Here is a 14,740-nt window from a genome sequence, read left to right as displayed (position 1 = left end):
GGTGTCGCCGAAGACCCGCGGTCCCGGCTCGCGCATGTCTGCACGGCCGTCTCCCGCGGGACCCGCCGGCACGTACCGGAACGCCGGTGCACCTCGCCGCCGCCGACCGGCGCGACGGCGGAGCCCTTGTCCAGGACCTGTGGCTGCCTTACGCCGGCGGAGAACCGGTGCGGCACACGGCGGACCGCACCATCGAGCAGACGACCTGGCCGGCGGCGCACCTCGACCAGGCGGACCACTTCAGCGGAGCGGACCCGGTGATCCGGGCGGACGACAACAGCGATCGGAGACAGCGGCCGTGGCAGGCAAACCCCATGTTGTGATCAGCGGTGACCCGGACACGGCCTCGTTGCGCGTCCTGCTGGTCCCGCACTCGGGAGCCGGAGCGGCGAACGCGCGCGTCCTGGTCCCCCACCTGCCGCCGGACTGGCAGCTGTCGGCCGTCAGGCTCCCCGGCCGTGAGTCCCGCATCCGCGAGCCGGTCGGAGACCTGCCCGGTCTGGCCGCCGACGTGGCGGCAACGGCGCGCGCTCTCGCCGGTACGGCACCCCTGCTGGTGGTCGGCGTCTGTGCGGGCGCCGTCATCGCCCTGGAAGCGGTACGGACGCTCCAGGACTCCGATCCGGGGCTGGTGGCGGGTCTCGTCACCGTCTCCTACTGGTCGGTGGACCATGCACCGGACACCACGCGACTGCTGCCCGACGGTGACGACACCGAGGAGTTGATGGCCGCGGTGCGCGGCTTCGGCTACGTCCCGCAGCACGTCGCCGACGACGACATGGCGCGCATCTACCTGCCACTCATCGTCGCCGACATGCGGGCCGTCCAGGACTACCGGAGCGAGCCCGAACCCGTACTCACCTCTCCCCTCCTGGTGATCTCCGGCGAGGACGATCCGCTGTGCCCTCCGGAGCGCGTCGCCCGCTGGGCACCGTTCGCCGAGCGGTCCCGGCAGGCCCGGATCCCGGGCGGACACATGCTGCTGGTCGAGCGCCCGGCGGAACTGGTGGGAGCGATCGCGGCGAACCTGGACCACTTCCGATGAGCCCCGACCACGCGGGCCTCCCGCCACGACACGACCCCACACGACGAGAAAGGTGCGCGGTGATGGAAGCGACCGAGACAGCGGCCGAGCGGCGGCTCGACCTCCTCCTTCTCCGGCAGTGGGAGCGCGAGCCGGACCTGCCGGCCCTCATCCGCGGCGACAGCGTCGTCACCGCGGGCGAACTCAAGAGCCGGGTGCTGGCCCTGGCCGCAGCGCTCCGCGACCAGGGCGTGGTCGACGGCGACCGGGTGGCGGTCTACCAGCCCCGCTCCATCGAGTTCGTGGTGTCCCTGCTGGCCGTCGTGTTCGCCGGTGCGGCCCACGTCGCCTTCGACGTCGGCGACCCGCCCGAGCGGACCCGGCACGAGATCGAGGACTGCACGGCCCGCCTGGTCCTCACCACCCGGGAAGGGGCGGCCCGCCTCGACCCGCCTGCGCCGGTCCTACTGGTCGACGGCCACCGGCAGCCGGCCCCCGACCGGCTCGCGCCACCTCGCACCACGCCCGACGCGCCCGCCGTCGTCCTCTTCACGTCCGGCTCCACCGGCCGCCCCAAGGCCTCCGTCATCAGCCACGCCGCGGTTGCCTCCCGGATGGCGGCCTTCCAGAGCGGCCACCCCATGGGCCCCGGCGACCGCGTCCTGCACCACACCACCTGCACCTTCGATCTCCACCTCGCCGAGCTGTACTGGCCGCTGCTGGTCGGCGCGGCCGTGGTGATCGCCGAGCCGGGACGGCAGCGCGACGCGGCCCATCTCGAGCGGCTCATCCGCAGCACACACGTCACGACGTTCTGCTGTGTTCCCTCACTGCTGGAACTGTTCCTCCTCGACCGCGACGGCGCCCAACGCTACGACGGGCTAAAGTACGTCATCGCCGGTGGTGAAGCCCTCAGCGCCGACCTGGTCCGGCGCTTCCACGCACGCTCCACCGCCTCGCTGACCAACATCTACGGGCCCAGTGAGTGCACCGTCTTCGCCACCGCCTGGACCTGCCCGCGCGACCCGGATCCGGAGCTGGTGCTCATCGGCCCGCCGATACCCGACACGACCGTGCACCTCCTCGACGAGAACCGCCGGCCGGTCCCCGACGGGCAGCCGGGCGAGGTCCACATCGGAGGCGTGGGCGTGGCTGACGGATACCTGGGCCGTCCGGAGCTGACGGCGCAGCGGTTCGTCACCGGTGTCCCCGGCACCGAGGGCCGCCTGTACCGCACCGGGGACCTGGCCCGCCGTCACGCGGACGGCGCACTGGAGTTCCTGGGGCGGATCGACCACCAGGTGAAGATCCGTGGGGTGCGGGTGGAGACCGGGGAGATCGAGGCGACGGCGCTGCGCTGTCCCGGGGTACGCCAGGCCGCCGTGGTCGCCGCGGGTGACGGCAGCGCCAAACGGCTCTACGCCTACGTCGTACCGGAGCCGGACGCGGATCGTGCGGCGCTGCCCGGCGAACTGCGCGCCCGGCTGGGGGAGTGGCTCCCGCAGGCCATGCTGCCCTCCGCCATCGCCGTCCTCGATGCGCTGCCCCTTACCCAGAACGGCAAGCTGGACCGTCGGCTGCTGTCGGAACGTGCCCTGGCCGCACGCCCGGCGCCGCCCACGCCGCTCCCGGCGGCCACCGACCTCTCCACCCCCGACCGCATGGAGGATCTGGTGTCCGGGATCTGGCGGGCGGTGCTGGGTGTGCCCCGCCTCGCCCGTGACGAGGACTTCTTCGACATCGGCGGGGACTCCTTCCGCGCGGTACAGGTCATGGGTGCCGTCCAGGACGCGCTCGGCCGCAAGGTTCCGCTCGACGTCCTGCTGCGCCAGCCGACCGTGCAGCTGTTCTCGACCGAGTTGCTGGCGCTGACCAGGAACGAACAGCCCTCGCACTGACCCCCTTCCGCCTCGAACGTCCGCCCTCCCGAAGAGACCGGAGCTCAGTCATGGCCCCCACTTCAGACCTGGACTGCCTGATCATCGGCTACAACGACGTACCGTTCTCGCAGCAGTGGAACCGGGTCAGCAACCGCGGCGCGCGGGATCCCGAGCGCCTGATGTTCATGCGCGACCACCTCCTGTTCGACGGCGAACGGCTGCCGTACATGGACGTGATGAACAAAGTCCTGCACCGTGCCGGAAAGATGGACGAGAACGTCTACATCCACGGCGGCGAGACCCCCAACCTCGCCGCCCACTACCTGGCCAACTACCTGCTCAGGCACGGTTTCTCCGCGGAGTGCACCAGTCTCTTCGGCTGCGAGCAGGACCGTATCCGCGACATCCTCCAGACCCGGCGCCCCCGCGTCGTGGCGATCACCACGACGTACTACATCATCCCGAACCCGGTCGTGGAGATCACTCGCTTCATCCGTGAGGTGCTGCCCGGGACGACGATCGTGGTGGGCGGCCCGCTGGTCGGCAACCTGCTCAAAGACCTGGAGAAGGACGAACTCTCCGAGGTCCTGACGTGGATGGACGCCGACGTCTACATCAACGAGTCCCAAGGAGAGTGGACCCTCACCCAGGTCGCCGCGGCGCTGCGCGAAGGCAGCGACCTGAAGGACGTACCGAACCTGTTGCTGCCCACCGGTGCCGGTGACTTCAAACTCACCCGGATCAAGGCCGAGGCCAACGTGCTGGACGAGTGCGCCATCGACTGGTCCACGTTCGGCGACAGCCTCGGCCCGACCGTGCACACCCGCACCGCACGCAGCTGCGCCTTCAAGTGCAGCTTCTGCGACTACCCGATACGTGCCGGCGCGTTGACGCTGGCCAGCGTGGAGACCGTGGAACGGGAACTGCGACAGCTCGACCGGATGGGCGTCAAGCAGATGGTGTTCATCGACGACACCTTCAACGTGCCCGGACCCCGGTTCAAGGAGCTGTGCCGGATGATGGCGCGCAACGACTTCGGATTCCAGTGGTACTCCTTCTTCCGCGCGGGCACGGCCCGCGACGAGGAGACCTACAACCTGATGGCGGAGAGCAAGTGCCGCGCGGTCTTCCTCGGCATCGAGGCCGGTGACGACGGGATCCTGCGCAACATGTCGAAGGTGGCCACGCTCGACCGCTACCGGGTCGGCATCGAGCGCCTGCACGCGCGGGGCATCGACACCTTCGCCTCGTTCATCTCCGGGTTCCCCGGCGAGACCGAGAAGACCGTCCAGAACACCATCGACTTCATCAACGAGGTCGGGCCGACCTTCTGGCGCACCGAACCCTGGTGGTACAACCACCGCGCGCCGGTGCAGAAGCAGGCGGCCGAGTTCGGGCTCACCGGACGGGAGTACAGCTGGCGGCACAACACCATGGACATCAACGGTGCGGTGGACGCCTGCCACGCCCTGTTCGACCAGGTGACCAACTCACTGTGGATGCCGGGATACAACTTCGACTTCTGGGCGCTTCCCTACCTCATGGGCAAGGGCCTCGACATGCCGGACATCGTCGAGTTCCACCGGCTGGCCCGGCAGATCATGGACTACAACGACCGCCCGGGCGCCGGTCCGGCACCGGAGATCGTCGACCGGATGTACCACGTCTTCGACAACGCGCCGCGTATCACCGGAAAGTACCGTCCGCCGGCGGGCCGGGAGGCCGTGCCCGCCGTGGCGGCCTGAGCGACGCGACCGCGCGCGCAGTGCCCCTTTCCCGCCTTTCCGCAGCGCCAGACCACGAGGATGGAACCGCATGATCGCGCCCCAAGACCTACTCAACCCGGGACTGTCCCCGGGAACGTCGTGCGACACCGCCGGCGTGCACGACGTCTTCGCCCGGCGTGCCCGGGAGCATCCCGGCACGACCGCCGTCGCCTCGGTGGCGGGTCCCGACACCGCCTGGGCCGACACCGAGCGGCTCACGTTCGCCGAACTCGACGCGCTCGCCGACCGGTTAGCGCACCGGCTGACCGCTCTGGGCGTCGGCATCGAGTCCCGGGTGGGCATCTGCGTCGAGCCGTCCGTGGGGCTCGCGGTGGCCATGCTCGGCATCATGAAGGCGGGCGCGGCCTTCGTGCCGCTCGACCCCGACTACCCGGCCGCCCGGCTGAGCCACCTGCTGGAGCACTCCGGCGCCGCCGTGGTCGTCGCGCAACCGGAGACGGCGGCACGGCTCCCGCACGGCGACGCCGAACTCCTGCTGCTGGACGCCGGATTCACGGAGCTCGCCGGTGAGCCCGCGCCGCCCCCGCGGGTGGAGGTGGGCCCGGACAGCACGGCCTGCGTCATCTACACCTCCGGCTCCACCGGCGTGCCCAAGGGTGTGCTGATCACCCACCGCGGTCTCACCAACCTCGCGCAGGCTGCGGCCGGCACCTTCGGTCTCGGGCCCGGTCAGCGGTTCCTCCAGCTCGCCTCCGTCAGCTTCTCCGCCGCCCTGGAGGAGATCTTCCCCGCCCTGCTCAGCGGTGCGACGCTGCTCATGGCCGGCTATCAGCGGGCGCTGCCGACCGTCCGCCACTTCCTGCGGATCCTGGAGCGGTACGAGGTCACCGGCTTCGAGATCACCACCGCCTACTGGCACCAACTGGCCGACGAACTGGCCGAGTCCGGCCGGCGCCTGCCCGACACGGTCCGATGGGTGGTGATGGGCGGCGACCGGGTGCGCCCCGACCGGGTGCTGGCCTGGCGCGAGTCAGGGATCCCGCTGATCCACGTCTACGGCCCCACCGAGTCGACCGCCACCGCCACCTACCACCACTCGGGCCGCACCGCGCCTCGCGCGGACGGACTGCTGCCGATCGGCACCGCCATCGACAACACGGACGTACGGCTCCTGGACGGCGACCTGCTTCCCGTGGCCAGGGGCGACGCCGGCGAGGTGTTCGTCGCGGGCCGAGCCCTGGCCTGCGGCTACCACCGGGCGCCGGGCGAGACCGCGGCTCGCTTCCTGCCCGACCCGTACGGACCCGCCGGCACCCGGATGTACCGCACCGGCGACCTGGCGCGGCTGCTCCCGGACGGCCAGCTGGAGTTCCTGGGCCGCACGGACAACCAGGTGAAGATCCGCGGGTTCCGGGTCGAGCCCGGCGAGATCGAGGCGGTACTTCAGCAGCATCCCGCCGTACGACAGGCCCTGGTCACCGTGGAACGGCGGGAGGACGGCAGCGAGAGCGCCGTCCTGCTGGCCCACGTCACACCGGCCCCCGGAGAGCTCCCGGCCCAGCCGGACGACCCGCGCGCCGCGCAACTGCACGACTACCTCGCCGGGTTGCTCCCGGCCTACATGGTGCCGGCCACCGTCACCGTCCTGGACGCGATTCCGCTCACCGCGCACGGCAAGGTCGACTTCGCGGCGCTGTCGTCCACGGCACCGGGCGGGTCGGACGGCGCCGCGGCCGGCCGGCGGCCCAGGCCGGGCACGGAGGCGGACCTGGCCGCGATCTGGCGGTCGGTGCTCAAGCTCGACCACGTCGCCGCGGACGACGAGTTCCTCGCCCTCGGTGGCAACTCGCTGCAGGCGGTGAAGATCGCGGCACGGCTGCACCGCGAACTCGGCATCGACATCCTGCCCAACGACCTGCTGGCGTCCCGGACCGTCGCCCAGCTCGCCGCACTCATCGACGGCAGACGACCGGACGGGCAACCGACCCCGCAGGCCGCGCAGGTGGCCAAAGAGGTCGAGATCCGCGAGATGGCCCAATGGGCCCGCAAACGCGCCGCCGTCGAGGCCTCCCTCGCCCGGTACGCCGACGGCCGTCGCGCCGCACCGATCTCACCGGCCCAGCAGGGCCTGTACATGCTCAGCCAACTCGCCCGGGACATCCCGCTGTACAACGAGGCCTGGCAGTGCCGGCTGACCGGACCGCTGGACCGCGGCGCGTTCGACCGCGCCATCGAGGAGATCGCCCGACGACACGAGTCGCTGCGCACCTCCTTCGGTCTTCTCGGCGGCAGCCCGGTCCAGTTCGTCGCCCCGGACACGGACATCCCCGTACGGTACGTCGACGTGTCGACCCGACCGCACGACGTGCCGGCACTGCGCGAAGCGGAGATACGTGATCCGATCGACCCGGCCGAGCCCCCGCTGCTGCGCGTCCTCGTCCTGTCCCTGTCACCGACCGAGCACATCGCCGTGTTCACCGCGCACCACCTCATCGTCGACTTCGTGTCCGTGGACGTCTTCATGGACGAACTCGCCGCCTGCTACGCGGCCTTCCGCACCGACCGCGACCCGGACCTGCCGGCGCCCTCGCTCCAGTACGGCAACTACGCCCTGTGGCAGCGCAACCACCTGCGGGGAGAGAACCTCGACCGGCTGGTCGACTACTGGCGCGGCCGGCTCGCCGATCCGGAGCCCGAGCCGCTGGACCTCGGCTTCGACCGTCCCGTACCGGAGACCGCCGACTACCGCGGCCGGCGTCTGGCGGTGGACCTGCCCGCCGCCCTGCGGGAAGCCGTCCACACGCTGGCCAGGCGCGAGGGCGTCACCCCGTTCATGGTGCTGCTCACCTGCTTCTACTCCCTGCTGCACGCCCGCTCGGGCAGCGACGACCTATGTGTGGGCACGCCGGTCGCCAACCGGGGCGGTCCGCTCACCGACCGGCTGATCGGCTGCGTCAGCAACACCGTCGTCCTGCGCCAGCAGGTGCCCACGGGCGTCCGCTTCCGCGACCTTCTGGCCACGGTGCGCGACAACTGTCTCGGCGCCTACGCACACCAGGCGCTGCCGTTCGACCAGTTGGTGGAGAAGCTGGGTCCGCGCCGGCACCCCGGCCGTAGTCCGTACTTCCAGGTGCTGCTCGCGCTGGAGGACGCGAAGGCGCTGGAGCGCTCCTTCTCCGGACTGACGCTCGACCAGAACGTCATCCTGCCGACCGGATACGCGAAGTTCGAACTGGTCTGCGTGGTCGAGGACCACGGCGACCGGCTGGAAGTGGGCCTGACCTACCGCACGAGCCTGTTCGACGAGGCCACGGCGCGCGACCTCGCCTCAGCATACGAACGGCTGCTCACCCAGTACACCACCGACCCGGACCAGCCCGTCTCGGCCGGAATGGACGCCGCGTACACCGGCGGCCGACGCACCCCTCTCAGCAACACCGTGGAGAATCAATGACGACCGACGCAACCGACGCGCCGGAACGGCCGGCTCCGGACCGGCCCCTGGCCGAACTGATCAGGAACGCGGCGTACTGGCGGTGGGTGGCCGCCACCATGCTGTACCGGCTCCCTCCCATCATGGCGCCGTTCGCCCTGGTCCTGGCCAGCACCCACTACACCGGCAGCCCGGCCGTGGGCGGCATGCTGGTCGGCTTCACGACGGTGCCGTGCATCCTGATCGCGCCGCTGTTCAGCCGGCTGCTGGAGCGGCTGGGCCGCGAACGGTGGACTCCGCGGGTCCTGGCCGCGGGTGGCGTCGGGCGGCTCGGAGTGGCCGGCGGCTTCGCCTTGCACGCCCCGCTGTGGACCCTGTTCGTCCTGTCCCTCATCGGCAACATGGGCACCTTCGGGGTCGGCGGCGCCATCAGGACCCTGCTGCGCACCACGGTGCCGCAGCGACTTATCGGCTCCGCGTTGTCGCTCGACGCGGTTCTCGTCGAACTCATCGTCGTCGGAGCACCCTTCGTGGTCTTCGTCTGCGCCCTCTTCGGTCCCGCGTACGCGCTGGCCGTCATGGGTGCCGCCATGCTGGCCGACGCGCTGCTGCTGTGGCCGAAGCGGTCTGGCGCGGCCGTTCTCCAGGAGGCGAACGAGGCCACCGGCAAGCCGGAGAAGAAGGACGACGGAATCGCACCCGGCCTCCCGGACTCGGTCGGCGTCTGGCGCAACCCGGCCTTCCTGTTCTGGGCGCTGGTGACCATGGCCTTCGGACACTTCCTGGGCACCGCCGAAGTGGGCGCGCTGCCCCGGGTGACCCTCGACGGCGGCGGCGCCTCCGAGGCTGCCGTCCTCACGGCGGTGCTCGGCGGGGCCAGCGCGCTGGCCGGGCTCGTCTACGCCTGGTACGCGACCCGGATCGGCGTCGGGTTCACGGTGCGTGCCGTCGTCCTGCTGCTCACGATGACGGCGGCCACACTGGTCATCGCCACCGTCTCGGGCTGGTGGGGACTGGTCGCGGGCTTCGCACTCCTCGGTCTGTGCGCCGCTCCGCTGAACTCGGTGATGACGGAGGCACCCGGGTACCTGGTCCCGCAGTCCCGGATGTCGGAGGCCTTCACCGTGCTCGTCGCCACGCAGAGCATCGGATACGCGTTCGCCGGTGTGCTCCTCGCCGGTGTCAGCGTCCATCACATGCTGCTGCTCGGCCCGGCGACCGCGGTCGTGGCGCTGGCCGCCGCCGTCGTGCTGCGGCCCGCTCGGGCCGGGGCCGCCGTGGCCGCCGCCGCACGCTAGCTCTCCTGCTGAACGAACCGGTGGCCCGTCCCCAGGGGACGGACCACCGGTTCGTCATCGCCGTGCATGTTCAGCTCGGCGGCCGCAGGGCCGGACGCCTGTTCGCGTAGCTGTGGCCCAGCAGTACCGCCTCGGTACGGGTGCGCAGGTTGAGCTTGGTGAGGATGTGGTAAACGTGGCTGCGGACCGTGGCCTCCTGGACATGCAGCCGATGGGCGATGGCGGTATTGGTGATGCCGTGACCCAGGGCTTCCAGCACCTCCAGCTCCCGCTCGGTCAGCACATCCTCGACCTGGGGCAGCGACAGGTGCTCGCGCCGGATGCCGTCCGCCATCCAGGCCACCAGGACCTCGGCGATGGAGGCGGACAGATAGGTGCGTCCGCCGTGTGCCTCCAGCACGGCGGTGCCGAGATCATGCTGGCTGGTGTTGCGGTCCACGAAGCCGCGGACCGCGTACTTCACCGCCTTGCGCAGCGTGACGGCGTCGTCCGGCTGCATCAAGGTCACCACGGCCGGTCTCCGACCGGTCGTGACCTGATCGTGCAGCGCCGTTCCTGCCCTGTCCTTGAGATAGTCGCCACCGACGAGCAGCACATCGGTCCGTGTCTGCAGGGCACGGCTGGATGCCAGTCTCGCCGAACCGAAATCGGCAACGATCTCGATCTGCGCGTAGGAGTCGAGGATCGCCCGGATACCGGCCCGCAGAATCGGGTCTTCGTCCAGGATGACCAGGCGGACGGGCTGGTCCGTCGCGCGGGGCGCGAAGTCGGCGCGTGGAGGTGCGGTCTGACCCTCCGTCGAGGTCACGGTGGTGGGCTCCTTGGGACTCATGGCAGCGGTCACGTCGCGCTCGGGGCGAGCAGAGTTCCAGGTCAGAGCGATTCGACAACGTTATCCGGGGTCGGAGCGGACTGCGCGGCCCGACCGGAGTCGTGCAGGGCCGAGACCGGCCCCACGGAGTCCCAGCCGATGCCGTCTCCCAACAGGGCGACGGAGGCCGCCTTTTCGACGGCGGAGAGGGAAGCGACGGCGAGGATGGCAGCGGCCACGAGGCCCGCGATCTTGGACATGGGAAGTACTCCTCATTCACGATGCGGCATGGGATCCAGATAAATCCCGAGAAGGACGATCCCTTACTTACGGTGAGTCAGGGATCAATCCGTCTGGTGCGGCGGTCGCCGGCGATCAGCAGTCTTGCCGACGGGCCAGTGCCGATGGAATACCCACCTGGTGGCACCTCCGTGCCGAGGCACCTAGGTGCCACATCCCTGGTCAGCCCACTTCAGGTCAACTCTTGCGTGGTTGAAGCGAGTCCGACCGGGGCACAATCAGCGCGTTGCGTGCGAGACGGGGGAGGGAAGAAGACAGGAGAAAACGCGCGGTGACGATGCTAGCTGTTCTGGGCCTCAGCTCGACGGCAGAAGCCGTATACATGACTCTGGCGGGCCGGCCGCAGTCACGGTCCGTAGAACTCGAAGAAGCACTCGGCCTCAAGGAAGACGAAATATCCACCGCACTCGCAGAATTAGCCGAGTTGTCTCTCGTCCGCCCGTCAAGAGAAGATCCCGCGAGCGTCCGCGCGGTGAGTGTCCCGGTCGCCCTCACCAAGCTGATACGCAACCAGGAAGTCGAACTGACTCGACAGGTGCAGGAGTTGGCCGCCATGAGAGAGGCGGTGGTGGAAGCCCCGGCGCCCCTCAGCCTCGTATACGACTGCACGGAACGACTGATCGGCATCGACGCCATCGAGACGAAACTTGAGATCCTCGCCCAAAAGGTCGAGGACGAGTGTCTCGCGGTGCTCCCCGGCGGCGCCCAGTCCCAGGCGAGCCTCAACGCCTCCCGCCCTCTCGACGAGGAAGCGCTGAGGCGAGGAATCACCCTGCGCAACCTGTATCAGGACACCATGCGCCACGACGGGCCGACGCGTACCTACGCGGAGTGGCTGGCCGAACAGGGGGGACAGGTGCGCATCGCCACCGTGCTGCCGCCCCGCATGCTGATCTTCGACCGGAAGGTCGCGGTCGTGCCGATAGATCCGGACAACTCCCGTGTCGGCGCGCTCATCACGCGCGAGCCCGGCATCGTCGCCACTCTGGTCGCGACGTACGAGCTGGCATGGATCGCCGCCGTCCCGTACAGCAGAGGTCAGAGCACGCATCCGGACCACGGCCTGACGGAGATCCAGCACAAATTGCTGACCCTGCTGGCCCAGGGCATGACGGACCAGGTTGCTGCCAAACGACTGGGAATCGGACTGCGCACGGTACGTCGGCAGATGTCCGCCATCATGGAGCGCCTCGGCGCACAGAGTCGGTTCGAAGCAGGAATGAAGGCGGCGCAGAACCGTTGGCTGTGACGTCTACGCCTCACCCCGCGCATCCCGCGGTCCTCAACTGCCCAAGCCCACACCGCTCCTTCCTCAACGCAGTCTATCGGTCCCGGCGCCCACCGGCGCGGACGGGATCGATAAGGACAATAGGGACGGACAAGGTCGGAGACAACCACGATTCTGCTGAGTCGGCATCAATGGAACGCTGATGACGAACTCTTCGACACCAGAGAAGAAACGTGCCTGCTTAGCCTCGATCCACCGCCCGACGCCTGTGGACGACGCTTGGGAAAATGAAGAAGTGCCTTGTGACCTGCGATGATGGGAGTTCTTCACGCTTCTGGCACGCACAATCAGCAAGGTACTTCCGAGATGCAAGTTTCCCGTACGCCGGCGGCGGTCTCCGCTGCGTTCGATGCCCCGAATCTGATCGCGCAGGCCGGGCTGTCCCGGTGATGCGGCTGGCCGAGCGGTGTGGTTTGCCGCGACTGGTGACGGAGAAGGTCAAGTTGATCGGGGCGACGAACGGTGCGGGTACGGCGGCGGACGCGAAGGTCACCAGCATCGTGGGCGGCATGGCCGCAGGCGCAGACAGCATCGACGACCTCGACGTCCTGCGGCACGGTGCGATGCCGGCCATGTTCGCAGGTACCCGTGCCCCCTCCACGCTCGGCACTTTTCTGCGCGCGTTCACCCACGGCCATGCTCTCCAACTTCACGCCGTGTACAGGAGGTTCCTGGGTGCGCCGGCCGCGCGTACCCCACTGGTGCCCGGGGCCGGCCGGGCAGCTCCCAGTTGTCGCGTACCTCGTCGAGCATGTCCAGCGCCAGGCGCCACTTCTCCCGGTGCCGCTCGGTGTCCGGGATTCCCGCCTTCGCGCGGCGGCGCCGGATCGCCTCCGCCATCAGCGGGTCCTCGGCGTGCTTGGCGTCGTCCCAGCTCTCGGGCAGGAACAAGCGCCAGTCGACAGCCGATGACGCGCGATCGGACACCAGGTTCACACTGACGCCGACCTGGCAGTTGCCGCGCTTGCCCAGCGCACCGCAGTACATCCGCGCCACCCCCGGTGAGTCATAGCCGTCCTTGGGGAAGCCGACGTCGTCGATCGCGTACGCCTCGGGAGAAATGTGCGCGGCAGCCCAACGAGCCATCCGCTCACGGACCTTGGCGTAGTCCCACGTGGACGACGAGACGAACTGCTGCAGCTGCTGATGGTCCACGCCCAGACGCTCGGCCATCGGCTGCATCGACTTGCGCTTACCGTCCAGCATCAGCCCACGCAGATACAGCTCGCCCTTGGCCCGCTGGTCCCGACGCGCCAGCGAACCAAGCATCTCCACCGCGAACGCCTCCAGGCGCGGGCGGACCTCTTCCATCTCCTCAGGTGTCACACCTGACAGGACATCACAACGTACCTGACGACGATCAACCGGGGTACCTAACAAAGCCCTACTAGAAGAAGCCGAGTTTCTGAGAGCTGTAGGAACAAAGAATGTTCTTCGTCTGCTGGTAGTGCTCCAGCATCATCTTGTGGTTCTCCCTGCCGATACCCGACTGCTTGTAACCACCGAAGGCGGCGTGAGCCGGGTAGGCGTGGTAGCAGTTGGTCCAGACTCTGCCCGCCTTGATAGCGCGGCCGGCCCGGTAGGCGGTGTTGGTGTCCCGGGTCCATACGCCCGCTCCGAGCCCGTACGGCGTGTCGTTGGCGGTCGTGATCGCGTCGTCGAAGTCCGAGAAGGACGTGACGGCGACCACGGGGCCGAAGATCTCCTCCTGGAACACCCGCATCCGGTTGTCGCCCTCCAAGATCGTCGGCTGGACGTAGAAGCCGCCCTCCAACTCGCCTCCGTGTTCCACGCGCTGACCTCCAGTCAGGATCTTCGCACCTTCCTGCTGCCCGATCTCAAGGTACGAGAGGATCTTCCTCAGTTGTTCGTCGGATGCCTGCGCACCGATCATCGTGCCGGTGTCCAGCGGGTGGCCCGGCACGATCAGTTCGGTGCGGGCGATGGCCGCCTCCAGGAACTCGCTGTAGTGCCCGCGCTGGATCAGAGCCCGCGACGGACACGTGCACACTTCGCCCTGGTTCAGGGCGAACATGGTGAACCCCTCAAGAGCCTTGTCGCGGAAGTCGTCGTCCAACGCCCATACGTCGTCGAAGAAGAGGTTCGGTGACTTCCCGCCCAGCTCCAGCGTGACGGGCTTGAGGTTCTCGGAGGCGTACTGCATGATCAGGCGCCCCGTGGTCGTCTCGCCGGTGAAGGCGATCTTCGCGACCCGTGGACTGGAGGCGAGAGGCTTGCCCGCCTCCGCACCGAAGCCGTTGACGATGTTCACGACGCCGGGCGGAAGCAGATCGGCGATCAGGCCCATCCACACGTGGATCGAGGCCGGGGTCTGCTCGGCCGGCTTGAGGACAACCGCGTTCCCGGCGGCCAGCGCGGGGGCGAGCTTCCAGGTGGCCATCAGGATGGGGAAGTTCCATGGGATGATCTGGCCGACCACACCCAGCGGCTCGTGGAAGTGGTACGCGACGGTGTCGTCGTCGATCTCGCTGAGTGAGCCCTCCTGGGCGCGCAGCGCACCGGCGAAGTACCGGAAGTGGTCGATGGCCAGCGGAATGTCCGCCGCGAGAGTCTCGCGTACCGGCTTGCCGTTCTCCCAGCTCTCGGCGACCGCCAGCTCTTCCAGGTGCTCCTCCATGCGGTCGGCTATCCGGTTCAGCACGGTCGCACGGTCACCCGCGCAAACGGCTCCCCAGGCCGGGGCCGCCGCATGGGCGGCGTCGAGTGCGCGCTCGACGTCCTCGGCCGTTCCACGGGCGATCTCCGTGAAGGGGCGTCCGTGGACGGGGCTCGGGTTCTCGAAGTACCGGCCACGGACCGGAGGGACGTATGCCCCGCCGATCCAGTGGTCGTAGCGGGACTCGTACGAGACGATGGCACCCTCGGTGCCCGGCGCAGCGTAACGGGTCATCTCTGTGGCCTCCCGGATCCGGTGCTGCCCGCCGTTGGACAGCCCTCGGCCGTGACGCTAGACAGCGG

Annotated in this window: 11 protein-coding genes; 7 read left to right on the top strand and 4 right to left on the bottom strand. The window is 69.2% G+C overall.

The genetic code is table 11. The annotated features are described in order from the left end of the window. Positions 1-86: 86 nt before the first annotated feature. The 6 genes from ACFU5K_RS12700 to ACFU5K_RS12675 all read left to right on the top strand — a co-directional run bounded on the left by ACFU5K_RS12700 (position 87) and on the right by ACFU5K_RS12675 (position 9,362). The gene (locus ACFU5K_RS12700) at positions 87-323 is read left to right on the top strand and encodes a hypothetical protein (RefSeq protein WP_384059837.1); all 237 of its coding nucleotides are present in this window, start codon (positions 87-89) and stop codon (positions 321-323) included. Then, positions 299-1,045, top strand: a complete 747-nt coding sequence (locus ACFU5K_RS12695; protein WP_384059834.1) for a thioesterase II family protein — start codon at positions 299-301, stop codon at positions 1,043-1,045. The genes ACFU5K_RS12700 and ACFU5K_RS12695 overlap by 25 nt, the downstream gene beginning before the upstream one ends. 62 nt (positions 1,046-1,107) lie before the next feature. Beyond that, positions 1,108-2,922, top strand: coding sequence for a non-ribosomal peptide synthetase (locus ACFU5K_RS12690; protein WP_384059831.1), 1,815 nt, complete (start codon positions 1,108-1,110; stop codon positions 2,920-2,922). Positions 2,923-2,972: 50 nt separating this feature from the next. After that, entirely contained in the window at positions 2,973-4,649 is a 1,677-nt protein-coding gene (locus tag ACFU5K_RS12685) for a PhpK family radical SAM P-methyltransferase (RefSeq protein WP_266637722.1), read from the top strand. A gap of 70 nt (positions 4,650-4,719) precedes the next feature. Next, positions 4,720-8,085 (top strand): amino acid adenylation domain-containing protein, encoded by a 3,366-nt coding sequence (locus ACFU5K_RS12680; RefSeq protein WP_384059828.1) that lies wholly within the window; start codon positions 4,720-4,722, stop codon positions 8,083-8,085. Continuing rightward, entirely contained in the window at positions 8,082-9,362 is a 1,281-nt protein-coding gene (locus ACFU5K_RS12675) for an MFS transporter (RefSeq protein ID WP_384059825.1), read from the top strand. The genes ACFU5K_RS12680 and ACFU5K_RS12675 overlap by 4 nt, the downstream gene beginning before the upstream one ends. Positions 9,363-9,432: 70 nt before the next feature. Here ACFU5K_RS12675 and ACFU5K_RS12670 read toward each other — a convergent pair whose 3' ends face one another. Both ACFU5K_RS12670 and ACFU5K_RS12665 read right to left on the bottom strand, forming a co-directional pair. Next, positions 9,433-10,170 (bottom strand): response regulator transcription factor, encoded by a 738-nt coding sequence (locus ACFU5K_RS12670; protein ID WP_179857994.1) that lies wholly within the window; start codon positions 10,168-10,170, stop codon positions 9,433-9,435. Between the two features lie 65 nt (positions 10,171-10,235). Next, entirely contained in the window at positions 10,236-10,433 is a 198-nt protein-coding gene (locus ACFU5K_RS12665) for a hypothetical protein (protein ID WP_266637713.1), read from the bottom strand. 512 nt (positions 10,434-10,945) lie between these two features. Here ACFU5K_RS12665 and ACFU5K_RS12660 point away from each other — a divergent pair. Further along, on the top strand, positions 10,946-11,722 hold the full coding sequence (locus ACFU5K_RS12660; RefSeq protein WP_384059822.1) for a LuxR C-terminal-related transcriptional regulator: 777 nt from the start codon (positions 10,946-10,948) through the stop codon (positions 11,720-11,722). Between the two features lie 663 nt (positions 11,723-12,385). Here the strand turns inward: ACFU5K_RS12660 and ACFU5K_RS12655 are convergent. Together ACFU5K_RS12655 and ACFU5K_RS12650 are read right to left on the bottom strand one after the other, a co-directional pair. After that, entirely contained in the window at positions 12,386-13,087 is a 702-nt protein-coding gene (locus ACFU5K_RS12655; protein ID WP_384059819.1) for an IS701 family transposase, read from the bottom strand. A 61-nt stretch (positions 13,088-13,148) separates the two neighbouring features. After that, on the bottom strand, positions 13,149-14,672 hold the full coding sequence (locus ACFU5K_RS12650; RefSeq protein ID WP_384059816.1) for an aldehyde dehydrogenase family protein: 1,524 nt from the start codon (positions 14,670-14,672) through the stop codon (positions 13,149-13,151). Positions 14,673-14,740: the final 68 nt, after the last annotated feature.

The sequence above is a fragment of the Streptomyces sp. NPDC057428 genome, assembly GCF_042803195.1.
Classification (GTDB): domain Bacteria; phylum Actinomycetota; class Actinomycetes; order Streptomycetales; family Streptomycetaceae; genus Streptomyces.
This window is presented reverse-complemented; position numbering and strand designations above follow the sequence as displayed.